The organism is Vibrio sp. YT-17, from assembly GCF_033337375.1.
GTDB lineage: Bacteria > Pseudomonadota > Gammaproteobacteria > Enterobacterales > Vibrionaceae > Vibrio > Vibrio alginolyticus.
The window spans coordinates 152,874-177,169 of the sequence record NZ_JAWOQP010000006.1 but is presented as its reverse complement, the minus strand read 5'-3'; the positions used below and the strand labels follow the sequence as shown (position 1 = coordinate 177,169).

21 protein-coding genes are annotated in these 24,296 nt (G+C 44.0%); 9 read left to right on the top strand and 12 right to left on the bottom strand.

The annotated features are described in order from the left end of the window. Positions 1-223: 223 nt before the first annotated feature. From R7F67_RS08375 to R7F67_RS08360, 4 genes are all read right to left on the bottom strand, one after another. Positions 224-1,570: a magnesium transporter gene (locus R7F67_RS08375; protein WP_017635159.1), complete on the bottom strand. Its 1,347-nt coding sequence runs from the start codon at positions 1,568-1,570 to the stop codon at positions 224-226. A gap of 112 nt (positions 1,571-1,682) precedes the next feature. Beyond that, a complete protein-coding gene (locus R7F67_RS08370; RefSeq protein WP_017635160.1) occupies positions 1,683-3,005 on the bottom strand; it encodes an ABC1 kinase family protein in 1,323 nt (440 codons plus the stop codon). Positions 3,006-3,106: 101 nt separating this feature from the next. After that, positions 3,107-4,330 (bottom strand): HlyD family secretion protein, encoded by a 1,224-nt coding sequence (locus tag R7F67_RS08365; protein WP_017635161.1) that lies wholly within the window; start codon positions 4,328-4,330, stop codon positions 3,107-3,109. Next, on the bottom strand, positions 4,330-4,656 hold the full coding sequence (locus tag R7F67_RS08360; RefSeq protein ID WP_017635162.1) for an MFS transporter: 327 nt from the start codon (positions 4,654-4,656) through the stop codon (positions 4,330-4,332). Before R7F67_RS08360 ends, R7F67_RS08365 begins: the two co-directional genes overlap by 1 nt. A 107-nt stretch (positions 4,657-4,763) precedes the next feature. Between R7F67_RS08360 and R7F67_RS08355 the strand changes: the two genes are divergently transcribed. Continuing rightward, positions 4,764-5,765, top strand: a complete 1,002-nt coding sequence (locus tag R7F67_RS08355) for an AraC family transcriptional regulator (RefSeq protein WP_017635163.1) — start codon at positions 4,764-4,766, stop codon at positions 5,763-5,765. Between the two features lie 90 nt (positions 5,766-5,855). Here the strand turns inward: R7F67_RS08355 and R7F67_RS08350 are convergent, their stop codons facing one another. Both R7F67_RS08350 and R7F67_RS08345 read right to left on the bottom strand, forming a co-directional pair. After that, positions 5,856-6,545 (bottom strand): hypothetical protein, encoded by a 690-nt coding sequence (locus R7F67_RS08350; protein ID WP_017635164.1) that lies wholly within the window; start codon positions 6,543-6,545, stop codon positions 5,856-5,858. A gap of 12 nt (positions 6,546-6,557) precedes the next feature. Then, a complete protein-coding gene (locus tag R7F67_RS08345) occupies positions 6,558-8,099 on the bottom strand; it encodes a hypothetical protein (RefSeq protein ID WP_033906362.1) in 1,542 nt (513 codons plus the stop codon). Positions 8,100-8,465: 366 nt separating this feature from the next. On the opposite strand from R7F67_RS08345, the gene R7F67_RS08340 reads away from it, so the two are divergent. Then, positions 8,466-9,158: a response regulator transcription factor gene (locus R7F67_RS08340; protein ID WP_005373624.1), complete on the top strand. Its 693-nt coding sequence runs from the start codon at positions 8,466-8,468 to the stop codon at positions 9,156-9,158. A gap of 3 nt (positions 9,159-9,161) precedes the next feature. Then, positions 9,162-10,484 (top strand): ATP-binding protein, encoded by a 1,323-nt coding sequence (locus R7F67_RS08335; protein ID WP_047101179.1) that lies wholly within the window; start codon positions 9,162-9,164, stop codon positions 10,482-10,484. On the opposite strand, the gene R7F67_RS08330 is transcribed toward R7F67_RS08335, so the two are convergent. Continuing rightward, positions 10,465-11,121 carry a pyridoxamine 5'-phosphate oxidase family protein gene (locus R7F67_RS08330; protein WP_318057148.1) on the bottom strand — a complete coding sequence of 219 codons (657 nt, stop codon included), beginning with the start codon at positions 11,119-11,121 and terminating at the stop codon, positions 10,465-10,467. The two genes, R7F67_RS08335 and R7F67_RS08330, sit on opposite strands and share 20 nt — an antisense overlap. A gap of 100 nt (positions 11,122-11,221) precedes the next feature. Between R7F67_RS08330 and R7F67_RS08325 the strand changes: the two genes are divergently transcribed. Next, a complete protein-coding gene (locus R7F67_RS08325; protein WP_258509033.1) occupies positions 11,222-12,667 on the top strand; it encodes a PLP-dependent aminotransferase family protein in 1,446 nt (481 codons plus the stop codon). On the opposite strand, the gene yjeH is transcribed toward R7F67_RS08325, so the two are convergent. Beyond that, positions 12,668-13,930 (bottom strand): L-methionine/branched-chain amino acid transporter, encoded by a 1,263-nt coding sequence (gene yjeH, locus R7F67_RS08320; protein WP_017635168.1) that lies wholly within the window; start codon positions 13,928-13,930, stop codon positions 12,668-12,670. 327 nt (positions 13,931-14,257) lie between these two features. Here yjeH and R7F67_RS08315 point away from each other — a divergent pair, with 327 nt between their 5' ends. From R7F67_RS08315 to R7F67_RS08300, 4 genes are all read left to right on the top strand, one after another. Further along, entirely contained in the window at positions 14,258-14,713 is a 456-nt protein-coding gene (locus tag R7F67_RS08315) for an Lrp/AsnC family transcriptional regulator (RefSeq protein ID WP_005373615.1), read from the top strand. 40 nt (positions 14,714-14,753) lie between these two features. Further along, positions 14,754-15,668, top strand: coding sequence for a LysR family transcriptional regulator (locus R7F67_RS08310; RefSeq protein WP_017819875.1), 915 nt, complete (start codon positions 14,754-14,756; stop codon positions 15,666-15,668). 109 nt (positions 15,669-15,777) lie between these two features. Continuing rightward, on the top strand, positions 15,778-16,392 hold the full coding sequence (locus tag R7F67_RS08305; RefSeq protein ID WP_005373611.1) for a LysE family translocator: 615 nt from the start codon (positions 15,778-15,780) through the stop codon (positions 16,390-16,392). A gap of 329 nt (positions 16,393-16,721) precedes the next feature. Next, a complete protein-coding gene (locus R7F67_RS08300) occupies positions 16,722-17,051 on the top strand; it encodes a hypothetical protein (RefSeq protein ID WP_005373609.1) in 330 nt (109 codons plus the stop codon). Between the two features lie 125 nt (positions 17,052-17,176). Here R7F67_RS08300 and R7F67_RS08295 read toward each other — a convergent pair whose 3' ends face one another. After that, the gene (locus R7F67_RS08295) at positions 17,177-17,398 is read right to left on the bottom strand and encodes a hypothetical protein (RefSeq protein WP_005373607.1); all 222 of its coding nucleotides are present in this window, start codon (positions 17,396-17,398) and stop codon (positions 17,177-17,179) included. Between the two features lie 240 nt (positions 17,399-17,638). Beyond that, the gene (locus R7F67_RS08290) at positions 17,639-19,072 is read right to left on the bottom strand and encodes a glyceraldehyde-3-phosphate dehydrogenase (protein WP_025767937.1); all 1,434 of its coding nucleotides are present in this window, start codon (positions 19,070-19,072) and stop codon (positions 17,639-17,641) included. Positions 19,073-19,687: 615 nt separating this feature from the next. On the opposite strand from R7F67_RS08290, the gene R7F67_RS08285 reads away from it, so the two are divergent. Next, complete coding sequence (locus R7F67_RS08285) at positions 19,688-22,324, top strand: ATP-binding protein (protein ID WP_318057147.1); 2,637 nt, start codon at positions 19,688-19,690, stop codon at positions 22,322-22,324. Positions 22,325-22,392: 68 nt separating this feature from the next. Here the strand turns inward: R7F67_RS08285 and R7F67_RS08280 are convergent, their stop codons facing one another. Then, positions 22,393-23,736: an MATE family efflux transporter gene (locus R7F67_RS08280; protein WP_017635172.1), complete on the bottom strand. Its 1,344-nt coding sequence runs from the start codon at positions 23,734-23,736 to the stop codon at positions 22,393-22,395. A 121-nt stretch (positions 23,737-23,857) separates the two neighbouring features. Further along, positions 23,858-24,172, bottom strand: a complete 315-nt coding sequence (locus R7F67_RS08275) for a DUF496 family protein (protein WP_005373603.1) — start codon at positions 24,170-24,172, stop codon at positions 23,858-23,860. Positions 24,173-24,296 lie beyond the last annotated feature (124 nt).

Genomic DNA, 24,296 nt, shown 5'->3' with positions numbered 1-24,296 from the left:
GAACAAAATCAAGTTCACTAACAACGTCAGTTGGCTAGGTGACCCTCGGCTTAAGAAGGGTCGATTTATATAATGCAGTTACTGTGCCAACTTTAATATGCCCTAAAATACGTAGTTTCTGTGACATGCGTTGCTTAAAGTTTGAGTAATGTTTGCAATTTGCAACTGCGTTATGCAATTTGACTCTATTATGCTAATGATTGATTAATAAACAATGAACCTTTTAAAGCATGACTAAACTCGCCGTTCCTAAAAAGGCGAAAAAACCAACGACATCTGTCACTGTTGTTAGAATCACCGAGCCAGCCAAAGCGGGGTCCAATTTAAACTTATCCAGAATAATGGGAATCAGCACACCAAATAAAGCTGCGGTAATAATATTGACGATAATGGCCAGCGCGATGGTTCCCCCAAGAACCGGAGATTGAAACCACAATCCGGCGAGCCCGCCGATGATTAACGCCCAAGCAATGCCGTTCAGAGAGCCAATACCCAACTCATTTTTCAAAAGCTTGAAGCGGTTACCTGGGGTGATCTGATTAAGCGCCATCGCACGAATCATTAGAGTGAGCGTTTGGCTGCCAGCAATGCCCCCCATGGATGCAACAATTGGCATGAGCACCGCCAAAGCCACCACCTGCGCAATTACATCTTCAAATAGTCCGATAGTGACAGACGCCAAAATCGCAGTAAGCAGATTGATGCCTAACCAAACACCGCGCTTTTGCGAGCTTTTTAATACTGGTGCAAACAAGTCATCGCCTTCATCCATACCTGTACCGGCCATCAAACGTGCTTCGTAGATTTCACGCTGTGTACTCAATGCAAACTGCCAATCGACTTCACCGATCAGTGTTTGGTCTGCATCAGTTACAGGGAGAGCGGGCAGTGTGCTGTGTTCTAATGCCTCTACCGCTTCAGGAAGCATCATTTTACTGTCTAGAACCGTCACTGCCTCAATAACGAGTGTTTTTAAGCGAATATCGGGGTCACCACGTAAGATATCGAAGTAATTGACCGTTCCACGATACTGTTTATTACGATTAATCAGATATACCTGTTGAGGCGTGTCGTAGCTATAGCGCTCCATTAACTGCTTAGCTGTCCCAATCGTAATGTTGAAGGGAAGGGTGATGATCTTACGTTCAGCCCAGTGGCCGAGTTCTTCATCAGCATACTCGTTTGCTTGATCGTAAAGTTCCAACTCATCTTTTTCTATCAACGAGAGCGCTTCGTTTATGATCGACTCTGGTAACGAATCGGCCCATTCGATGAGCGATAAGTTGTCGAGTTTAGCGAGAGTGAGTTTTAGCTCGACTTCAGATAACGCGTTGATGATAGAGAAACGTACGTCCGCACGCATTTCCGTTAACACGTCGATATGTAGCTCTAGTGGTAAAGCTCGCCATAAGCGAACACGATCGTCGATTGGAAAGGCTTCTAGAATCAGGGCAACCGCGCCGGGCTCGAGGCCCGCTTCAATAGATTCATTGAGCGTTGCGACTTGATCCGCTTCTTCGGCTTGGCCAATTTGCTGGATTAGAGTGGAGAGATCTTGAAACTTGCTCACCGAGTACCCCGATAGTTAATTCGTTTTATGGAAGTATGGCATGTTATTGAGATGCACAACTATGCACCTTAACCTTGCTCAAGGTACTTGAAAGTAACAGAAAAACAATAGGCTATTCGCTGTTGATGGTGAGATATGGCTGTACCAATTGGCGAATGTTCACTTTTGCGCCAATACGGGCTGCCAGCAAGTACATTCCGCCGATTTTTCTGTGTAAAAATAGGGCATCTGCTGGTGGAGTATGCCAGTATTCTTGCTCCATGCTTAGAATGGTGCCAGCCTCGCGAAGCTTTTGTGCTAAGCCGCTGGCTTTAAAGTCATAAGGCTCATCAACTAACATCGGTTCACATGCCATTTTCACTAGATCGAGAATCGCTTGGCGTTGGTCTGGAAGGATGGTTTGGCTGAAGAAGCCTATTTGTTCAAGCGCATTATTCAAGCCTTGTTCGTCATTGTTAACGACAGATGCGAAAGCTTGGCGATAACCAGTGCTGAACCGCTCGCTGTACTCTCGAGTGGCCCCGAAATCTAGCAAGCCGATTTGACGAGTGTTTTCGATATATAAGTAGTTGGCGAAATTTGGGTCGGTTTGTACCATCTTAAATTCGAACAGCTCCCTGAACAGTAATTCGAGTAGGCTGTGCATGACAAAATCTCGCGTACTCTGATCATAATGTTCGATTTGCTCAATCGGGCTACCATCAATGAATTCCATCGCGAGAACGGAGTCTGAGCAACTTTCAGTATGAATCTTGGGCACCACAAAATGAGGGTGCTCCTTCAAAGCGTCATGATAACGAATGGCAAATTGTGCCTCTCGTGCGTAATCGGCCTCGTCATGTAGCTGCTTTTTCGCTTCTTCGAGCAATCCTTTGTAGTCGACAGACTCGGGAATCAACCCAACGACCTTGAGCAGTGTACCGACATTATCGACGTCGCTATCGATACTTTTCCGTATGCCCGGATATTGCACTTTGACGGCTAGGTTATCGCCCGCATCGCTGTAGGCTTGGTGCACTTGTCCTATTGATGCACTGGCGATTGGTTTGAAGTTAAATGACAGAAACTCAGCTTTCCAATTCGTTCCTAGCGAACTTTCCATTACTGCGTTGAGTTGTTTTGCAGGCATTGGGTCTGCGTTGGAACGAAGACGGGAAAGAATATCGGCAAGTTCAGGTTCTAAAACATCACCAGCATCCATTGATAGCATTTGACCAAGCTTCATTGCAGCGCCACGCAGGTGAGCAAGTTGGTCAGTTAAGCGCGCGATGTTCTGTGGCGTCAGCAAGAGGTCTTTCGCTTTTGGTTTGTTGCCTTTGGCTATCTGCTTCGTGCCTTCTGCAATCACATTGCCTGCGACACGGGTAGCAAGTGAAGCGAACTTGCTGAATCTTGAGATGCGATGGGTAGGTAGGCTTCTTTCCTTTGCCGACATGAATCTTCTCCGCTATTTACTAACTAATTGTTATACGGGAAAAGGATATGTTTGGATACAAATGAAAAGAAAACCGCCAGCGTAACTGGCGGTTTGCGAGTTTAGATAGAGTAGAAGAAGTACAGTTGAGACTTCATTCGGATGATGATCCCGCGAATCACATCTAAGAAGGCCATGAAGCCTATCGGTTTTTCACCGCTGACCCATGCGAGGCCAACAGAGCCAACAGGGATGTCGTAGCCTTCTGGCTCATCAATCTTAAGACGAACAAAGTGGTGTTTGTTCTGTAAGTTCTTTCCAGTGGTGACACGTACGGAATCATCGAAACCCAGTAGATTACCTTGTGACTCACCTGTTGCTTCAACAATGCCTTCGACGGTCGCTGAGAAGATCTTACCTGGGTAAACGGACGAAGAGAATTCCGCTGGCTGACCCGGTTTGATGTTACGAATCGCTTGGTGGTTCACTCGCATCAGTACGTACTTCTCGTTGGTGTACATATTAATACGTGGCATCGCTGATACGCGCTGACCTTCACGCAGGATAAAGTTAGTTACAAAGCCATCACTAGGTGCATGCACTTTGGTGCTGTTCAAATCCCATTGTGCTTTTGCAATTTGCTCTTCCGCTTGACGCAATTCAGCCTGCTTCGTTTCAACCGCTAACTCCGCTTTATGAATCGCCAGCTTCGCACGTGAAATATCGACTTGTTTCTTCTTGATTTGAGATTCAAGAGTCAACACATTGTGGCGAGCCATGTCTACTGTGCTCGACTGTTTGTCGATGTCGCTTTCCGTGATGGTGTTTTGCACCACTCGGTTTTGCTCAACATAGCGAACTAGCATCTTTTTCTGCAATTTGTAGTCAACTTTCGCCGCTTCCAACTGGCTCTTTGATGTTTCTAGATCTTGCACTAGCGCTTCGTGGTTAGCTTCTTCAATCTCGATGTCGCCTATTGCTGTAGCTAATGCAACGCGAGCAGAATCAGCGGATACGTTCGCTTGATTTAATGCGATGTTGTATTGCGTTGGGTCAAGTTCATAAATGAGCTGACCTTCTTTAACTTGCTGATTCGGCTCAATGTAAATGTGGTCAACTTTACCTTTTACATTGGTTGAATCTGGACGCAATTGGATGTGTGGCGACTGCACGACAGAACCGCCGGATAAATCCATCGGGGTGAAGTTAATCAAACCTACCCAGACGAACATTAGCCAACCCAAGCCGCCAAGATAAGCGAACGATTTGGTTGCTTTGTTCCAAGGCATGCCAACCAAACGCAACAGATAGATGAAGAGTGCCCATACCGCTAAACCTTCTAACATTATGCTTCCTCTTTTGGCTGTGTTTCTGTTTGCGGTTTACTTTTCCATGTATCACGCAGATTGATGATGGCTTTTTCCATATCAACGAATGCAAAGATCACGGCTAGCACCCAAACCCAGTGCCAGACAAACCCTATCCAGGTCAGCGCAGTGATGAGCCCTATCTGATGATGGTCTTTGCTGTGTGCTTTATTGATAGGCAATTCATGGATTTTCCAAAAGCCGTAACACGCGCCCGCGACACTCGCAATTAAAACGACAGCAGCGACAACATGTAACGCCGTATCTGCGCCTGTACCGACAAACGGGACACTCAGTAAACTCATTAAACACTCCTCTATCAAACTGTTGGCGTATTGTGATCTGAATTTGATTTGCGGCTTTCTTTGTGACAGATTCAATCACTACAGGATTAAATTTGATGTGATTGGTTATGAAAACGGTTCGGTTTATTCGCGCGATGGGCATTCTAAACATGCATAACCTCGCGTTATCTAAATACAATTTGGACTCGGATGAGTTAGGGATCCCAGCATCGGTGTTTCGTAACCCAATGACACTGATCCCGCTAAAAGCCGTTGCGGAATGGTACCGTTGTGTTGAACAAGCCAGTGGTGACCCGGATGTGGTGTTGAGTCTCAGCCGAGGTATTGAACTGCAAAAGCTAGGGCCAGTGGGACGCTGGTTATTCTCCGGCAATGATTTAGCCAGTACCATTCGGCGAGTGAATTATGGTGTGAGCAACCTACAATCAGGGGCGTTTTTTGCTGGCGAACAGTCGGGTAAAATCATCAAATGGACTTACCACAACCCGTTTATAGAAACGTCAGTAAAGGTGCACGATAGTATCCGCTGTGCGGTATTTATGATTAAGGTGTTACGCGAATTTCTTGGCAAAGATTACCAGCCTTTACGTGTCAAGGTTTCAGGCTCGAGAAAAAATACTGAGCGATACCGGGAATATTTCGGCTGCGAGGTGGAATGGAGTCAGCCAAAAACAGAGATATGGATCCCGGGAGATGACCGACTAGCTTCTCGCCAAGTGAGCCATCGAGAAGACAGCCGTCTAGCGATGAGTTTTTCCGATTTGGATGATTTGCTTAATATGCCCGACCCAGAAGATGAGTTGAAAGTGATTTATGAAGTGGTGAATTACAGCAGCCATTATGGATTGCCAACGTTAGAGCGCGTGTCTTCTCTGCTTGATTTATCTGAACAGCAGTTTCAACGTCGTTTGCATAAATTAGGGCTCAATTTTTCGACGGTTTCTGGCTATGTATTGAGTAATATTGCAGCTGGTTTGTTGAGTAAGCGCGTGAGTATTGATGACATTGCCACGCGCCTTGGTTACACCAATGTGGCGAGCTGCAATCGTATGTTTAAGAAACATCGTGGATTAACGCCCAAGCAGTATATGGGAAGATTAGAGAAGTAGTGCTCCACTTATTTCTATGAGTACAAGCAATAAAAGCCCTCAAAAAAGTAGAGGGCTTTGTTTTTTGTGTGTTGTTGTTTTATGTAATGGCTATTTTTTAGGGCGCCAACTTAGTGCACTTGCAACAGCGCCGATGGCAACTACATCCTTTTTTTGTTCGCTAAGTTCAGGGAGCATCTGTACCGCAATGGTACCGTTCGTCTGCACAGCGGCAATTTCTTGTGTGCCTTCCTTAAAGCTATAACCCAATGGAATGTCTACCGCCATCATGGCGTCAGGACTAGTATGTACAGTTTCTACATTAAAGTGGGTGCTACCAATACGCACTATGCCTGTCTCTTTTTTCTCAAAGCTGATGTCGATGAGAGCCGATTTTGGCTCCATCGCAAACTCACCGACTTTTTTACCATCTTGAGTAATGTCACAGGTGTAAGGATCATTCCCACCAAAATCGACGCCCATGTAGTTAACCGACATACCGCCTCCGGTGCAGTTCAAAAGCCAAGTTTCCCCGCTGTCGATACGAGTCACTTCTGCGCCCATTGAACCTTCTTTGAAAGAGATACGGTTAAACCAACTTGAGTTAGAAGCACTGCGTGAATACTTGCCTTTGTACTTACCAGCAAAATCAAAATGGCCATCTGCACCGAATCCCCAAAAATCACCGTCGGTTTTGATCAGCATTTCTGGTTGTGCTTTTACGGCATCAGTACGATCCATGACGGCTAGGCCACCACAACCAACAAGGAGCAAGGGAGCGAATAGAATAAGTTTCTTCATGTTTTTCATTGTTTATAGCTTGGTTACATCTAGGGTTTGGTCGGTGAATTGGATGTTCTGAATGTCGTACAACTCGTCAGTGCCTGTATTTGGGCACTCAACAGAAACACTCTTTGCTTTGATAACAGTACATTCCGCCAGTTTGTGTGGCACGATATAGGTGTTGATACCGCCTTCACCATAAATGCTGTTGTCTTTGCTGTTGCCTTCAAAAGTATTGTTTTGATCATTACCGATCACATTCATCGCGTCGTCGCCAATGATCTTCACTTTTGTTAGCCACTGAGATTTGTAGGTGTACGCTTCTATCAAACCGTCTTTGTTGGGAGCCATACGGAAGGTAGGTACTGTGCCTGGATTTGTCTTTTCGGTGTAGAGCTTGACGCCCGCAGAGTCGATATTCGCGGTATATTGCAAGTATCCGTGGAATAAGCCACTGATCCAATCAACGGCTTGTGGATCTTGGGTTTGCATTTCTTCACGCGTTAACGCTTGGTAGCCATCTAAACCATGTCCGTTTGCTTTTGCTACGCCCATGTACGCTTCAAAAGCGGCAGCAAAATATTCGTGAGAATATGAAGGGCCCGTTTGTTTCACACTTTCAGGATCGAAGTCGTCCGATTTCCAATCGTCCCAGTCATACTGAGTAGGGCGCCACACCGTCGGTTTGCCCGATTGAATATCGTTATAGATGCTTAACGCATGAGCTTGAATGTCATTTTGCAGTGCCGCAGTCGCCGTGTTAGGTGCAATACCTTGCGCTTGGACCAAGTGTAAAATTTCTTCAAAAGCGGCGTCTCGTTCGGCTTTTTTACCAAGATTGGCGCAGTAATCGGCAAAATTACTCATGTAATGGCAATCGCCTTCAACTGTCAGTTCTCGATACATTAAAGATTGGCTATTCCTTAGCCAGTTTGGTGTTTCTTCACTAGTTACTAATGTTGACGCGATAGATGTGACAAGTGTATCCATATCATCTTCGTTAAGTACGATCATGCTTACAACAAACTTTTCTAGAGAACTCGTATCAAAAGAGTGTGCTAAGCCCGAGTTTGTAACTGCATCGTTCAATTTGTCTTGGCGAATCAGTTCGTTGATAAAGATTTTGGTTAACATCTCATCATTCTGTTCGTCGTTTTCGGTCAGCATTAATGTGGCATCACGCTCGGCTAATGTCTTAGCGATAAGAGACTTGTCAGCACCGTACTTAGAGTCTGGTTGGTTTGTTAGAAGGTGTTGGATGATTTTGGCTGCACGAAAGATTTTTTCATTATTCGCACCGTCATCAACGGCCACAATGTGAAATGTATCGTTGTTGTTTGCTTCGGAAAGGGAGATTTTCACATAGTGGGTGAAGCCCGCATCAGCAGCCACTTTTAACTTGGCCGGAAACTCTGTAGAAACGACAGTTGGGATTGTGACAGTGCTCAATGTTGGCACTGGTGGTGTTGGAGGTGTCGTTGTCGATGGTTTCGAATTAGATTCACTGCCGCCACAAGCAGTTAGACTTATCGCGCAAAATATGGCTAAAGGTGTTAATTTGGAATATCTCATTTCATGTTACTCGTAGACTTTATTAGAGCAAGAAACTTAGAAGCAACATAAAGTCCTGTCTATATAAGCAAACTAAGTCATATATGTTGGTATTGTTTTTTGGTAAGACCTATTATTCGATACATTTGAAAATATAGTGGATTTTTATTCCGAATTTTATTTTCTATGTGAAGCTATATTCTGATAATGAATAAAACCTCAGGTTATTGCATGGCTTTAGGGGTATAGAATGATTAGGATTATCGTATATGTATGGTTTGTAAGCGTATGTAAGCCTGCGTTTTATTAAAATTATCATTTAAGTAGGTTGCGCAGTATAGGACGAGCGATATACTCCCTCCATCATATTGGTGGAGTAAATGATTCATGGTGGGTAATACAATCTTACTGGTAGAAGACGACTCAGAGATTGCTCGATTAACCAAAATGTACCTCGAAGCCGAAGGATATACGGTAACTGTCATCGATAACGGTCAAAATGCATTAGAAACGATTAAGGGGCTCAAGCCGGACCTAGTGCTGTTAGATTTGATGTTACCAGGAAAAAATGGCGCAGAAATATGTCAAGAGGCGCGTAAGTTTTATCATGGTATTATCATTGTTTTGACTGCGACCGATGATGAAATGAGCGAGGTGAGCTTATTTAAGTTTGGTGCTGATGATTACCTTACCAAACCGATAAAAGGCAATATCCTTCTCGCCCGTATTGAAGCAGCGTTGCGTCGCTATTGTCGTCAAGTTGATATCGTTGAAGAAGAAAAGCTGAGCCGATATGGCATTAGTCTTTGTCTTCGTCGCTCCCAAGCATTTTATTTGCAAAAAGATATTGGTTTAACGAGTTCTGAGTTTGAAATTTTAGAGCTCCTGATGCTGAATGTCGATAAGCCAGTATCTCGTGAATCATGTTGCCGTCTTGCCCGAGGCATTGAATACTGTATTACTGATCGTTCGATTGATATGCGTATATCCTCACTAAGGAAGAAATTCTCTAAGGCTCATATCCATACGGCTACCATTAAAACCATACGTCACCACGGCTACATGCTGACAGGTAAATGACGCATGTTTTCCCTGTTTACTCGTCTATATGTGGGGTTAGTAACTGGCCTTGCGCTGACTGTTGCTTTGTTTCTCTTTATGGGGGAAGAGTACATGCGCAAAACAGAAGTCGGTGTTTTTTTGAGTGACGGTGCTTATTTTGTCGATCAATACATTGAGCAACGAGGCACTCCGGATTCTCTCTACAAGAAGTTAACCGAAAACGGCAAGCAAGATTTCTTTATCTTTGATTTAACATTGGTTGAAAACTGGGACGGATCACCGCCTTGTCGAGATTGTAATCTGCTGTACCGTATGCAAGGGATACCTGTTTATCTTATTGATGGCAGTACCTATGCTGCGGTATTCCCTTTGCCTAACACTTCGAAGAGTTTAGTTTTCAAAGAAAAAACGGATTTCTTTAGCCCACACGTTGATTGGAATGAAGATTCTGAGATTGTATTTATACTTACTCTACTTTTGGTTGTTGTATGCAGTTTAGGCATTATGGTTTACATACCTGTACGACGTCTTGACCGCCAAATTCGGCAACTAACGGCTGCGCAACAACAATTTGGTTCTGGTGAGTTGAATACGCGAGTCGAGCTAAAGCAATTTTCGCAACCCGTGAAAGAGCTCGCCCAAGGCTTCAACTGCATGTCTGAAGAGATTGAGAGACGAGTGCGCCAAACACACATCTTTACTCAAGCTATTCCTCATGAAGTGCGCACTCCGCTGAGTCGTATTCAGCTAGCGACGGATTTAGCTCGACGCACGAGTGGTGAAATGCAGGCAGAGTTACATGACGATATTGAACGATACGTTGATGTCGTGACGGATTTAACGTCCGACATTGTCATGCTGTCTCGCTTGAGTGTGAAAAACCACTCATGGATCGATTCTGTTGAAACCATGGAACTGCCACTTTGGTGTAAAAGCCGCATGAATTACCTAGGCTTAGAGTCCGCCATGTTGAGAGCAGAAAATAAACTCGCGAACCAATTGATTCACTTTCAGCCTACTTTGGGTAACCTTGTCCTCGATAATTTACTGCAAAACGCCAAGCGTTATGGTGAGTCCTGCGTTGAGGTGACGATTCGAACGGTAGCGGATTGCTGGAGCATCGATATTGAGGACGATGGTCCGGGCATCCCTGAGGCGATGCGAGAAGAAGTATTTATGCCATTTTCGCGCTTAGACAAAAGCCGCAACGCCGACATGAAAGGCTTTGGTTTAGGGCTTGCCATCGCTACCAGTGCAGCGCGGCAACTGGGGTGGGAGCTTTCTGTCGGCGAGAGTTACTTAGGCGGCGCACGTTTTACGGTGCTTATTCCTGCCAACGGTTAGAGTAGGCACTGCGGTAGTCTGGCTCTGCGATACCTTCATACAAATCGTCACAAGCTTGCAGCGGACCTACGACGGTTTGGTAGGGTAGGACACCTGCCCAAACAGGGATGTCCATGTCTTCCGCATCGTCGTTGACGCCAAAATTGCTGATTTTCACCGATGCTTCTGTGAGTGGAATACGCAGCAGCATGGTGGCTTTGAGTTCTTTTTCATTACTCAAACGGACTTGTTCTGTTCTCCCCGGAGCGATCTGTTCAATAAAGTGATTCAGCAACCTGTCTTTCTCTTGGTTATCTTCCACCACCTCAAACTGGCCAAAGACCACAGCACTGCGATAATGCGCACTGTGGTGAAACGCACTTCGAGCCAATACCCAACCATCAAACAAAGTAAAGGTTAAGCACGTTTGCACTCCTTGTTTGAGTGAGCGTAACAGTCGACTGTTGTTGGCACCATGGATATACACGTAATCATCGACACGCCATGCCAGCATAGGGATGACCACAGGGCCTGACTCGTTGGTTATCGCAATATGAGCGATTAGGCTGTCATCTATGATGGCGTGCAGTTTGCTAACATCAGAGACGGCTTTATGTGCGCCTTTCTTAATTTGCGTTCTATTGGTGTTGGATAGCATTTTCTCTCCTTGTTTGCTCACGATTACGAGCGATTGATCCTCATTCTTTGATTGCAATGTAGCGTTTAACTGGTAGCTTAAAGAGAGCCAGTTTTAACTAATGGATGGATCCAGTTTGTCTTTGATTGATATCGGTGACCTGCATTTAAAAGACAGTGAAGGAACGCGTCAGCAAGCGTTGTTTTTGGCTATTCGCAAGAAAATTGTTCAAGGACTGTGGGTGAAGAATGGGAAGCTGCCTTCTACGCGGAAGCTTTCACAAGAGCTTAATCTAAGTAGGAATACCGTGATTTCTGCCTACGAACAGTTAGTGGCGGAAGGGTACTTGAACAGCCAAAAAGGTTCTGGCTTTTATGTTGCCGTAGAACTGCCAGAGCAGTACTTGCCTGAACCTAGTTCAGTTCAGAGAGACTCATCACCGAAAGCTCACTTTGATATCAACCGCGCATTTGCACCGGGTGTGCCGGATTTGGACGCATTTCCGATGGCGCAATGGCAAAAGTTACTCACTCGCCATATGTCTCGTACTTGCTTGTTGGGGAATCAAGATATTCAGGGTAGTTGGGCATTGCGCTGTGCTTTAGCTGACTACCTCGCATCAAGCCGTTCAGTGAATTGTTCTCCAGAGCGCATTATTATTACCTCTGGGGCGCAGCAAGCGTTGTCGATTGCGACGATGGTAGTGCTCAAACAAGGTGATAAGGTTCTGATGGAGCAACCAGGTTACGCGCAAATGCGGAAGTTGATTCAGTTCCAAAACTATCAATTTGAGCCTTTGTTCGTAACAGAGAAATTAGGTTTTGATGTGGAAGCGGTGACCTCAAGCGATGCCGATGCGCTGTATATTACACCAAGTAATCAATATCCGATGGGTACCACACTCAATACCGAGCAAAGAGGAAAGATCATCAACTGGGCGGTCGAACAATCAAGTTGGATCATCGAGGATGATTATGACAGCGAATTTCAGTTTGCTCATCGTCCCTATACCAGCTTACAGGGGCTAGCAGCTCAAATGGGTCGAGATGATCGTGTGTTGTATGTGGGTTCCTTCAGTAAAGTGATGTTTAACGGATTGCGGCTTGGCTACCTTGTAGTTCCTGAACGTTTAGTAGAGCAATGCTTAGTGGTTAAGGATGCGTTAAGTGGTGATTCGCCGACGCATACACAAGAAGCATTGGCAGACTTTATTACTGAAGGTGGGTTATTACGTCATATTCGAAAAATGCGTCGACTGTACAAAACTAAGCATGAACAGATGCATGTATCCATTCAACAGCATTTTGGCGACCGTGTTTGCGTCGTTAGCCAAGCGGCGGGGCTTCATGTTACGTTGAAATGGCAAGACGGTATGGATGAGCAGCGTTTTATAAAACTAGCAGAGCATGAAGGGATCATCTTGCGACCTTTGAGCTATTATGAACACCCAGATTTTCAAGCACGTCACTGGCATGGTGCCGTGCTTGGTTACGGCAATATCGCGTTAGAGAACATAGACGCTAGTATCCAACGTTTAGCTCACATATTTCGAAATGGGAAGCGATGACTATTCAACTACACGTGTTTGTCGCTTATGTCGCCACTGTTTCCAAGGCAGTAAAAGTAGAGTAAAAATGCCAAGTGCATAAAACATTGACCAGCCTAAACATATAAAAACACCGGTACAAAGCAGTAGGGACAGTCCCGCAAGTGTTTTACCAAATCCTCGAAGCAATTTGAAAGCGGCTAACATCGCCAACATGTAAACCAGAACGAATACACTGTTTGCGAGTTTTAGGAAAAACTCCAGATCGAGCTGTGATAGGGTTCCTATCACACAAGATATCAATAATATACCGCCAACTAATATGGTGGCTGAGAAAGGGACACCACGACGCGAAATCTTGGCTAGTGGACTAGAAGGACGATGTTCACGAGCTTGAGCCCAGACCATTCGCGCTAGGCTCTGTGTGTATAAGTTAACGCTCGCGAAACAAGCGGAGAAACCTATCAAGCTGATTATCCATTTGGCTCCATCGCCTAGTAGTTGGGCACTAAGCCAGGGGATGGATGCGTTATCAAATTGAGCGTTACCATACGCGCCAAATTTTAAAATAACGACAGAGCATGCCCAATAGGTAGCCCCTGCTACAAAACAACCGACCACAATGGCAATAGGGAAATCTCTTTGAGGGTTTTTGAACTCTTCCCCCATATGGGCAAAAGCCTCTATGCCAACAAAACACCAGAACATCACGCCTAACGCTGCGGTAATAGGCCAAATTGACTCTTGTGTGATGGCGGGCATCACAAGATCGGCGCTGTTAACGTCGCCTTTCCATAAAAATGCGCCAACAAGTGCGAAGACACTCAAAGCAATAAGAGTTTGTAAATGACCTGATGATTTTGTGCCCATCAAGTTGACGAACACAAGAAGTACTACCGTGAGAACTTGTGCAAACAGATTGTTGCTAATAGGCTCTGGCAATATTTGTTGTAGGAAGCCTGCGGCGAGTGCAATCGCGGCCGGAACCCCTACCGGAATGACACTAACAAATAGCCAAGCGACACTACTTTCCAGTTTGGCGTTAAAGGCTTTGCGTACAAAAAAGGCTGTTCCGCCCGCGTTGGGGTATCGTTTACCCAGTTGAGCAAAAGTCAGCGCAATAGGACAAATCGCGATGAACAATAAAATCCAAGCCCATAGTGAAAAATGGCCAGCTATACCTGCTGCGATAGCCGGGATCATAAACAGCCCAGTTCCCATTAATGTGGTGGATAACTGTGCGATACCTGATGTGAGTGAAATGTCTTTTTTGAGCTCTTCCATGCGAATTGATTCATCCAATGTTATGAGGCTTATTACGAAAAAGCTTGTGGCTTCTGGTTATTTCGTTTTATGTGTTTAAGCGATGCTATTTATGTGCTGAGCACTTAAGTTGGGAATTTGATTTCAATGTGTTATCTATTTTCTGTTGAAATGGATAACAGCACTCATCTCATGCCCGCCAAATAGCATATCCAAAATGTTAATAACAAAATGATTTACTAAACCGTCAATATGACGGTTGTTTTAAATAATTCCAACAAAATGTTGGTTTCTTATGCAGTTAGAATCGGTATAGAATGAGAAAAATAAGGAAAGCTTGGTAACGGTATGGACAAGTTTGATCATAAGATTGTGGATCTGCTCAGGCACAACGCTCGGCTGTCGGTGACTGAAATTGCGGATAAAGTAAACCTTTCTCGTTCTGCGGTAACGGCCCGTATTCGTAAGCTAGAGCATGACAAAGTGATTCTAGGGTATCACGCTGAAATTGCACCTTCGGGTGGGGATTCGATTTGCGCCTATTTTGCCTTAAAGTTCGATAAATCAACCTCTACGTATTATTGCGAATCATACGCGGACGAGTTATACAAAATTGATGGCGTAAAATGGTGTCATGCGATCAGCGGTGAGACGGACATGATGGTTTTTGTCGAAGTGCCTACGATGGCTCGCTTGAACGAAATCAGAGATCAAATTCAACGATATCCAGAGCTTCGAAACCTGATGACTCATACCGTCTTAGCTGAATTCTTTAACACGACTGGGAACCTGTTTGTGAAGTGACCATGAATGGATGCCATGTTGAAAACTCTTCTGAGCGAATATGTTAAACAACATTAATTTGAATCTACTTAGATCCTTGCATGTACTTTTAGAGGAGTGTCATGTCAGCCGGACCGCAGACCGTTTGCACATTACGCAGTCTGCCGTCAGTCGACAGCTTGCACAATTGCGCGATCTGTGTGGTGACCCACTGCTTATTCGTCAAGGTAATCAACTGATACCAACGCCACGAGCAATAGCGTTAAAATCAAAGCTTGATGCATTACTGGCTGAGTTTGACCATTTACTCGATGACCAACCTTTTGAGCCGCGGCAGTGGCAAGGTGAGCTTGTTATTGCTTCTAGTGACTACGTGGCGCAATACGTATTGCCCGATATTGCCTCTCACTTGGGTGAACAAGCGCCACAGTTAGATATGGCGTACCGACTGTGGCAACCCAACTTTCTTGATAAACTTCATGAGACGGGCATCCATATCGCGTCTTCTATGTATCCAGAAAAACCACAGAGTGTGTCGAGCGTTAAAATTGGTGAGGATTCATCAGTTTGTTTGATGAAATCTTCTCATCCGTTAGCAAAGCAGGACCAGATCAGTATTGAAGACTTGATTTCATATTCACACATCAAAGTGACTGGCGGCGGAGACAAAGATTCCTACACTGATTTAGCATTGAAAGAGCTAGGGCACACCCGCCACGTTACCTTTAAGGTTCCATTCTTCTCTGCTGCGATCAATCGCTTAGTTGCAAGTGAGCACCTGATGGTAGCTCCTGAACATATTGCCGTTAACCTCGCTAAACATTGGGACTTAACCCATAAAGCATTACCACTCGAAACACCTATTCATCAATATTGGTTAATGTGGCACCCCAAATACGACACGGATCCTGCGCATAAATGGGTGCGAGAAGAGATTCGCTCAGTAATGCAAATCTCTGAATATTCCATTCGCTAATACGTACACCGTTTAGCTATGACTTGAAGTCATGATTAGTATGAATAACTTTGATTTCTAATTATACCTCTTCCGTTGATAGAGTGAGCTTCAAAGAGGGGAGATTCTTATGACACTAACAGTTTGGTTATCACTTTTTACCGTGTGTTTATTAGGGGCTATGTCACCAGGTCCCAGCTTAGCTATTGTCGCTAAGCACTCGTTGGCTGGTGGACGTATCAATGGATTAGCTACGGCTTGGGCTCATGCGTTTGGCATTGGTATATATGCGTTTATTACCTTGATTGGGCTCGCTGTTGTTTTGCAGCAAAGCCCGATGCTGTTCAAGACGATTAGCCTTGTGGGTGCGGCATATCTTGCGTATTTAGGGTTTAATGCTTTGCGTTCAAAAGGTGGTGTGGCTGCGAAGTTGGAGTCAGGTGAGGAAACAACGGTAATCCAGTCTGCGCGAGAAGGCTTTTTTATCTCGATTTTAAGTCCCAAAATTGCTTTGTTTTTTATCGCATTATTCAGTCAGTTTGTCGCGCTCGGTAATGATTTGAGTAATCAGATGATCATTGTTGCCACGCCGTTTGTTGTGGATGGGCTTTGGTACACCTTTATTACCCTAGTGCTATCGAGCTCTAAAGTCGTTGACAGAATTCGCTCTAAGGCAGTGTTGATTGATCGTTTGTCAGGGGTAGTACTCATGCTGCTGGCTCTTAGAGTGGTCGTAACGGTATAGACAAGCTCGCAAGACAGAAATACTAAAAGCAGCCCGTGTGGCTGCTTTTTTGTCTACTCTCAGTAACCCTTACACAATTTACGTAATTCTGACGCTAAACGTTGCTAAAATTAATATTATCAATAGTGTCACTTTGGTTCATATTCTCATTTGCTGTGAAAGCTACTTTCCAACGCATTGTTATAATGAGAACGATAGCCACTTAACGTTAATACTAACAGTGTCGCATATTAAGTCGAGAGTGCTTTATTGGATAAAAACGGACTTTCCTCTTACTTACCCTATGAAAGGGGTAGAGACTCCATGACCGTTTAGAAGGTGAGAGCAATATGCAAAGAATAGTAGATTTAGCTCCAGTAGTAATTTTGACCAGTGTTTGCAGCGTTGCTTGGATATTCTTTTCAACAAAGAGCATTTGGGTGTTTTTTGAACTGTTTGTATTTACGATGCTTGGCTTTGGCCTTTTGTACGGGTTACTACAAAAGGCTGATCCTAAACACTTTGACTTTGTTTTAAATCACATCGATGAAATTAAGAAGGAAGGCAAAGATGCTTGCCTAAGCGGCGCTCCGAAAGAATCCAACCCATACTCTGGTGTCGATGGTGATTTATGGGAGGCTGGTTACACAGCCTCCTACAACAAAAAGATAAAGCAATAAACCGCTAGGTGCTTATTCAATATTGTGCTTTTCAAAAAAGCACCCTGCCATTTTAAGGACAGGGTGAAAGCAAGAAGTTTCTCAGGAGCTGTCGGGGGAGAGAAACTCATCTAAATCTTATTTACTTACCGGCGAACCTCTTCAAATTCACCTTCAATCGCATCTGCTTTACCTGTATTAAACTCATATTCTTCGTGCATTTCTCTCTGCATTTTCTTGACGCGCTTTTCAATACGCTTGCCGGTAATTAATGCTGCGATGGTCAACGGAATCGCAATAATCAAGCTAAATACTAATGTAAAAAAGCCGGTAATCAGTGCTAGTGCAGTTACAATAATCCGATTCATAATCATGACCTCTCTGTAATTTATGTGCTCAGATTAATGCTGTGAACATGAACAAAACATGAATGCTGACGTTCACTTTGTCCGGAGAGTGTCAAATGAATGAAACGAAAAAACGCCTGAGGGTGATCAGGCGTATAAACGGGGAAAAATATTAGTAATGCGCATGGCGCTTATTATTTAGAACAAATATGAGATATTGTCCGCTACGCTATGTGGTTAACGTTGTGGAGCAAAGTTCACCTATCGAGGGAATGTTTGGTAACGAACACCCATCATTTGTTCCATACAGTGCACAACTTGGCAGCTGTAACCGAATTCGTTGTCGTACCAGATGTAAAGTACACAACGCTTGTCTTGTGCGATAGTCGCTTGACCATCTACGACGCCTGCATGACGAGAACCAACTAAGTCAGTTGATACAATTTCTGTTGAATCGGTGTAGTCAATCTGTGCCGAAAGCTCAGAGTTCAACGCCATTTCACGCAAGTAATCGTTCAGTGAATCACGGTCTACGTCTTCACCTAAGTTTAGATTAGCGACTGCCATAGATACGTTTGGTGTCGGTACGCGAATCGCGTTGCCTGTTAGCTTGCCTGCAAGCTCTGGCAATGCTTTAGCAACTGCTTTTGCCGCACCTGTTGAAGTCAGAACCATGTTTAGTGAAGCACTACGTCCGCGACGGTCACCAGAGTGGAAGTTGTCGATCAAATTTTGGTCGTTTGTGTATGAGTGCACGGTTTCAATATGGCCAGAAAGAACACCATATTTATCGTTCAGAGCCTTAAGGACTGGCGTGATTGCATTTGTTGTACAGCTTGCCGCAGAGATGATGGTGTCATCTTCTTTAATTACCGACTCATTTACACCGAATACAACGTTTTTGATGTCACCTTTACCTGGTGCTGTTAGCAGTACTTTCTCTGCGCCTTTACACGCTAAGTGTTGGCTCAGGCCTTCAGAATCACGCCAAACACCTGTGTTATCAACAACTAGCGCGTTATTGATACCGAAAGCTGAGTAATCCACTTCGCTTGGGTTATTTGCGTAGATGATTTGGATGTAGTTGCCGTTAACGATCAGTGCTTTACGCTCTTCATCGATAACAATGCTACCGTTGAACTGACCGTGAACTGAGTCACGACGCAACAAGCTAGCACGCTTCTCCAAATCGCCTTTTTTACCGCCACGAACCACAATCGCACGTAGTCTTAGTGGGTAACCTGGACCACTTTTCTCAATGAGAAGGCGAGTAAGTAGTCGACCAATGCGACCGAACCCGTAAAGAACCACATCACGCGCTTTCAATGAAGAATCTGCGTCGCGAGCGCCATCAAGTGCAGTGATAAGGAAATCGTTTAGAGAGCTTGTATCGTCATGTTCATTCCAGTACATAGTTGCCAATTGGCCAACATCGACACGGCATGAAGAAATGCTCATTTCACAAAGCGCTTGAATAATAGGCATCGTGTGCTCAAGCGAAAGTGGGTTACCGGTATAACGTCTTGCAACGCGATGAGTTTTGAGAATGTCTATAGTAGTAGCATTAATAAGCGTTTTACCAAACAGAACCACTTCGATTCCTTTTTGACGATATAGCTTACCAATTAGAGGGGAAATAGATTCAGCAATCGTTTGGCTAGTTTGCCAGTCTTGGAGATATTTCTCTGGACTCATTGTTGTATTAGACCTTTCACGTTTTGGGGGCTAACCATACTCTCTGCTGTTGCCTCTTCGGCAGCGTGCAAGAGTGTGGTGGGTTATGTAATCGGGTTGTAATAGTTATGTGTGCGGATTCTAAGGTCGGAGTCCTTATTCTGCTAGGAAAATTAAATCCAGTGTAAAACACTACTTAAGGGGACGTTAGTGGTGGATTAATGTGACTAAAGCAGTGGTTTTCACGTATTGACATTTAGAAAGTAACTTACTTTTTTTGCGATGATAACGTTTGCTTTCAAATTATTTTTGTTGACAAAAATTGATATTTTGCATTTTTGTGTGATTTAACTCGATAAGGCAACTCAATAGGTAAACATACAATAGATGATTTCCTGAAAAGTGATGCGACTCTTAGTTGTGAGTGAAACTTTATTGTTTGCATCCAACTTTAAGATCAAAAAATATGACTTGAATCACAATTGCCACTTCATTAGCCGATGATAAAACACTCACAATAACCATAATCTAGGTAGGTGAATGTTGTTTGAAAGTAACAATGTCGTATATGCCTTTCAATGCAAGAAACTAGTCTAATATTAAATAAACGGATGAAATCAACCATTAGGCTGATGGATGTTGAGATTATCAATAAAAACACGCTTAGCACTCCTCGCACTATTACCCGCTGTGGTAATAGTGGTGTTTGCAGTTCAGCAGTTTTCTGATAATGCGTTGCGCGTGAGCCGTCTCAATCAAACGGTTAGCAATATTCAAGGTTTCCAATTGATATCCAAGGCCTCCCACTTTATTTACTCCATAGAGAAAGTACGCCGACAGCCTGATCTTCAAGTCTCTGCAGCCATTAATATTGAAGAACAAGGTGAAGTTATTTCTTCTTTGCATCAAAAGTTTGTGAGTAACCCTAATACTGCTGAGTATGCTGATGAACTGAAAGAAGCCATGCTGGGGGTATTGTCAGGTAGATTGAGTGAGATGGACGACCTGGGTGATTGGGCATTTCAACAGCTCCAAAATATGTCGCGCTCTTTGTTGCAAAATCATCAATGGTATGGCAGTGACGATGGCATTCGCATGCAAAATTTTATTGCCTACCTTGCTCAGCTCTCTTTTTGGACACAGAAAGAAGCTTGGCTGACGAACCGTTTAGTCCAAGACCCTAAGAGTCGGCTAAGTCAAAGTATGTTTTATCAGGCGATTGACAGACAGCAGCAAAATTTGGATGCGTTTTTAAACTTAGGTGGGTCATACGAGCAAGTGGATAAATTGCTTGGCTTGTTTACTTCGCCGAGATATCAGAGAAACTTGGCGTCTCGCGGACAATTAATGTCAGGAGACATGTCACAAAGTGACTACGCCGCGTATTTAAAAGAACTCGATTTTCGTGTGCAGCGCTTACAAGTGCTCATTGATGGGTTCACCAAACAAACTGAGCAGTCGCTTCTCACGCAGGTTCATGAACAAAAGGCCAATATAGCGATGATCAGTTTTGGCGTCGCCTTAGTGGTTATCCTGCTTTGTTGGCTCGGATTTAGTACTTGGTTCCGAGTTAACAGCAAACTCGATGCGATCATTCATACTTTAAACGCGTTGATCAACTCCAAAGAGAAGCAAACAAAAGTCAAAGTTGATGGAAGTGATGAACTGACCATTTTTGCTCAGCAAGTGAATCGAGTGGTTGAAGAAATGCAGAGACAAACTGAAGAAATACTGCATGCAAAAGAGTCAGCAGTATCGGCTAATCGTGCAAAATCTGTGTTTCTTGCCAACATGTCACATGAAATACGCACGCCCCTTAACGGGATCATGGGCATGACAGAAATACTCTCTCAAAGTGAGTTGTCTTCGCATCAACAAGAAGTTGTTGATGACATTGACTCCTCATCTCAAACACTGCTTACTTTACTTAACGATATATTGGATCTCTCTAAAATCGAGTCTGGACGATTGGAGCTGTCACTAATAGAAGCGGATATCCGAGAAGTCGTGTATCAGTCGATGATTTTATTCCAATCCAAAGCAACATCTAAACAGCTAAAGTTAGGTATTAATTTAGCTGAAAATATCCCCATTCGCGTGATGGTCGATGATCATCGTGTCAAACAGGTAGTTACGAATCTGGTATCGAATGCGGTTAAGTTTACCGAAAGTGGGCATGTATGCGTTGATGTTAGTTATGAAGAGTTACTTGAGAAAGAACGTGGAGTGCTGACGTTTAAAGTAGAAGATACCGGAATAGGCATTGATCAAGATAAGTTAACCACGATTTTTGAACCCTTTACTCAGGAAGATGAAGGAGTGTCGAGGCAATTTGGCGGTACAGGGTTGGGTTTGGCAATTTGTTGTCAGCTTGTGTCGATGATGGGGGGCAAGCTCGTAGCAACATCTACAAAAGGAGTGGGCACATGCTTTGAATTCTCGATTGAGGTTGAAGCAATTCCGGTGTTTGGCTGGCGTTCGGAGGTGATTAATAAAGGGCTTTTGATCTGCTCAAATTACGACTACGCCGACCAAATATTAAAAGAGTGTCGCTTAGCGAAAATCAATCTCTTTGGCGTTAATAATGTGAATGAAGTGCAAGCGATAAATGATGACTTTGATGTCATATTTCTGTGCCACAGTAACGACGCTAATACCGATGAAGTCTTGGATAATCTATCATTTAATTACGATCTTCGCCGTGTGATTATTTGCCAGCATCATTTATCCACTCCCTACGAAAATGCAGAAAAAGTACATGCCGTACTCACATTACCTTTCCTTGGCAATCGATTTAAGCATGTCATTGATGATTTAGCTAAGGTTGAAAAGACTATATCAAGTGACAATGTCACCAATAATGTTGTCAGCTCTGAATATCGAGCGTCGCGCTCTCATCGGAGGATCTTAATTGCGGAGGATAATTTGATGAACCAGAAAATAGCGAGTTTTTTTCTGGATAAAGCAGGTTATGACTATTTGATAACAAGCAACGGCCAAGAAGCGTTAGAAGCCATCACAAAGGGAGAAGAATTCGATGCAATTTTAATGGACTGCATGATGCCCGTGATGGATGGACTGACCGCGACGAAAGAAATTCGTCGTTGGGAAAAGAAAGCAGGACGTGAAAAAACGATGATTATCGCACTCACTGCGAGTGTTTTGGAAGAAGACATCCACAACTGTTTTGCGGCAGGCATGGATGCTTATTTACCTAAGCCGTATAAATCGAACCAGTTATTTGAGCTCTTTAGTGAATTAAAACTCGCCTAGCTAACATTTCAACTTAGACAAGGCGTCAAAACGATAAAGCCCCACTTCAGGGGCTTAGTTCTGATTATTCATTGTTGTGCGTTGGCTTGAGCGCCTGCGAGTTTGCGTATGGTTTGGCGATAGGTTAGGTATGCGGAAACACCAGCTAACAGGTTGCCGATACAAGCGCCTAAGAGTAAACCTCGGATTCCATCCATTTGAGCGCCAACCCACAAGCACGGTAGGAAAAAGACAAACAAGCGCAGCGCTGAAATAGTGAGCGCGGTGTAAGATTTGCCTAATGCATTACAAAGAGAAACCATTAGCATACAAACCCCTAATGAACCCAAACTGATCGGCACTATCAGTAAATGCATTTCCAAGACTTGCTCCACTTGCACATCACTTGTCATCAATAATGCGAGTGGGTTTGCGACGGCAAATGTAATGGCAGCAATCAAAAGTTGGAAACCTAGAATGAATTTTACGGCAATACTGACGAGCCTTTGGATATCTTCATAGTTCTTTGCTCCAAGTAAGCGTCCAACCATTGGAGGCATAGACATTGTCAGCGCCAAGACCGAAACGATAGCAAAGAACTCATAGCGTGAACCAAGCGCCCAAGCGGCGACTGCTGCGGTTCCAAAGCTCGCCAATAATTTTGTTGCTAGCATGGAAGACAACGGTGGCAGCAGTTGGCTAATCATCGCGGGGCCCATAATGTTACCGATAGATGCAACACTTTTGGCTACGTTAAGATCTTGCCATTGTGTCGTTGCCCAGTGGTTCTTCTTCACGCGAGGAGCGACGACTAAAATACCAAACCCAAAAGCGACGATGGTTGCTATTGCCGCTCCGTTAATACCCAAGTCAAACGTGAAAATAAATAGCGGATCGAGTACAAGGTTCACGCCGCTGGTTATCATCATCATTGTGCCAGGTAACATTGTATTGCCATTAGCTCGGCAGATACTGTAATAAAAATACAAAACCGCACCAGTCCATGAGCTTAATAACCACCAAGGCCAGTAACTGTCGATTATCGGCATAACAGATTCTGGAGCGCTTAATAGAGCTAAAATGGGGTAGCGCAAAAGCCAAATTAGCCCGCCAAAAATAGCGACACCAATTGAGCCGATCATCAATACTAATCCGCCAAGTTGTTTGGCATACTGGCTTTCATTCGCCCCAAGAGCTTTAGAAATGACCGCTGTCGTTGCGATCCCTAGACCGACTTGAATGCCGATAATGACCATTTGCAAAGGCAGAGTGAAACCTTGAGCGGCTAACGGTAAAACGCCGAGCTGACCGATAAACGCGCTATCCACAAGCTGAAAGCTCATTAAAGACAGAACGCCAAAAAGCATTGGCCAGGTCATCGTAAATAATTGTTTTGCAAGCGTTGGTTGTGTACTTGTCGTAGTTGAAGACATAGAAAGCTGAATGCGTTAGGAATAAGAGTTAGATTGATTGTACACGGCGGTTAGTTTAGAGACAAAAATAAACCCCGAGGAAGATATTCTTGCTCGGGGTTCGAAAATCTAGCTCACGCGTTTATTTTTTGCCGCTAGTTTGCTTGTCTTCTTCAGTCAGCTCACGAATGCGACGGCTGATGTCACGACGTGCTTTAGAGATCTCAGCGCTTTTAATGATGTGGTCATCAACACGATCTTCATAGTCTGCTTTCATATTTTTGATGATTGCGACGATTTCATCGTGAGTCATTTCTGGTTTGATGTAGTCTAGAAGGTTTTCTAGAAGATCAACACGTTTACGGTTATCACGAACTTTCTTCTCGTTATCAAGAAGCTCACGTTTTAGTTTGTTTTTACGACGAGCTTGGTTAACGATTTCAAATACGCTACTCATAGTTCTCTTTCCTAATTTTATGAATATCTTCCTCGATTAAAGCACAACATCCAGTGGCATAACAGTCTTTAGATCAATAGCAATGCAGAGTTGAACATTTCTCAACCAATTGCGCTGTGTCCAT

Excerpts from the sequence above, each read along its gene's own strand:
- R7F67_RS08330 (WP_318057148.1), bottom strand. The coding sequence starts at position 11,121 with ATGCTATCCAACACCAATAGAACGCAAATTAAGAAAGGCGCACATAAA.
- R7F67_RS08305 (WP_005373611.1), top strand. The coding sequence starts at position 15,778 with ATGACACTAACAGTTTGGTTATCACTTTTTACCGTGTGTTTATTAGGG.
- yjeH (WP_017635168.1), bottom strand. The coding sequence starts at position 13,930 with ATGGAAGAGCTCAAAAAAGACATTTCACTCACATCAGGTATCGCACAG.
- R7F67_RS08295 (WP_005373607.1), bottom strand. The coding sequence starts at position 17,398 with ATGAATCGGATTATTGTAACTGCACTAGCACTGATTACCGGCTTTTTT.
- R7F67_RS08325 (WP_258509033.1), top strand. The coding sequence starts at position 11,222 with ATGGATGGATCCAGTTTGTCTTTGATTGATATCGGTGACCTGCATTTA.
- R7F67_RS08290 (WP_025767937.1), bottom strand. The coding sequence starts at position 19,072 with ATGAGTCCAGAGAAATATCTCCAAGACTGGCAAACTAGCCAAACGATT.
- R7F67_RS08335 (WP_047101179.1), top strand. The coding sequence starts at position 9,162 with ATGTTTTCCCTGTTTACTCGTCTATATGTGGGGTTAGTAACTGGCCTT.
- R7F67_RS08345 (WP_033906362.1), bottom strand. The coding sequence starts at position 8,099 with ATGAGATATTCCAAATTAACACCTTTAGCCATATTTTGCGCGATAAGT.
- R7F67_RS08300 (WP_005373609.1), top strand. The coding sequence starts at position 16,722 with ATGCAAAGAATAGTAGATTTAGCTCCAGTAGTAATTTTGACCAGTGTT.
- R7F67_RS08370 (WP_017635160.1), bottom strand. The coding sequence starts at position 3,005 with ATGTCGGCAAAGGAAAGAAGCCTACCTACCCATCGCATCTCAAGATTC.
- R7F67_RS08275 (WP_005373603.1), bottom strand. The coding sequence starts at position 24,172 with ATGAGTAGCGTATTTGAAATCGTTAACCAAGCTCGTCGTAAAAACAAA.
- R7F67_RS08365 (WP_017635161.1), bottom strand. The coding sequence starts at position 4,330 with ATGTTAGAAGGTTTAGCGGTATGGGCACTCTTCATCTATCTGTTGCGT.
- R7F67_RS08280 (WP_017635172.1), bottom strand. The coding sequence starts at position 23,736 with ATGTCTTCAACTACGACAAGTACACAACCAACGCTTGCAAAACAATTA.
- R7F67_RS08350 (WP_017635164.1), bottom strand. The coding sequence starts at position 6,545 with ATGAAGAAACTTATTCTATTCGCTCCCTTGCTCCTTGTTGGTTGTGGT.
- R7F67_RS08355 (WP_017635163.1), top strand. The coding sequence starts at position 4,764 with ATGAAAACGGTTCGGTTTATTCGCGCGATGGGCATTCTAAACATGCAT.
- R7F67_RS08315 (WP_005373615.1), top strand. The coding sequence starts at position 14,258 with ATGGACAAGTTTGATCATAAGATTGTGGATCTGCTCAGGCACAACGCT.
- R7F67_RS08340 (WP_005373624.1), top strand. The coding sequence starts at position 8,466 with ATGGTGGGTAATACAATCTTACTGGTAGAAGACGACTCAGAGATTGCT.
- R7F67_RS08285 (WP_318057147.1), top strand. The coding sequence starts at position 19,688 with ATGTTGAGATTATCAATAAAAACACGCTTAGCACTCCTCGCACTATTA.
- R7F67_RS08310 (WP_017819875.1), top strand. The coding sequence starts at position 14,754 with ATGTTAAACAACATTAATTTGAATCTACTTAGATCCTTGCATGTACTT.
- R7F67_RS08360 (WP_017635162.1), bottom strand. The coding sequence starts at position 4,656 with ATGAGTTTACTGAGTGTCCCGTTTGTCGGTACAGGCGCAGATACGGCG.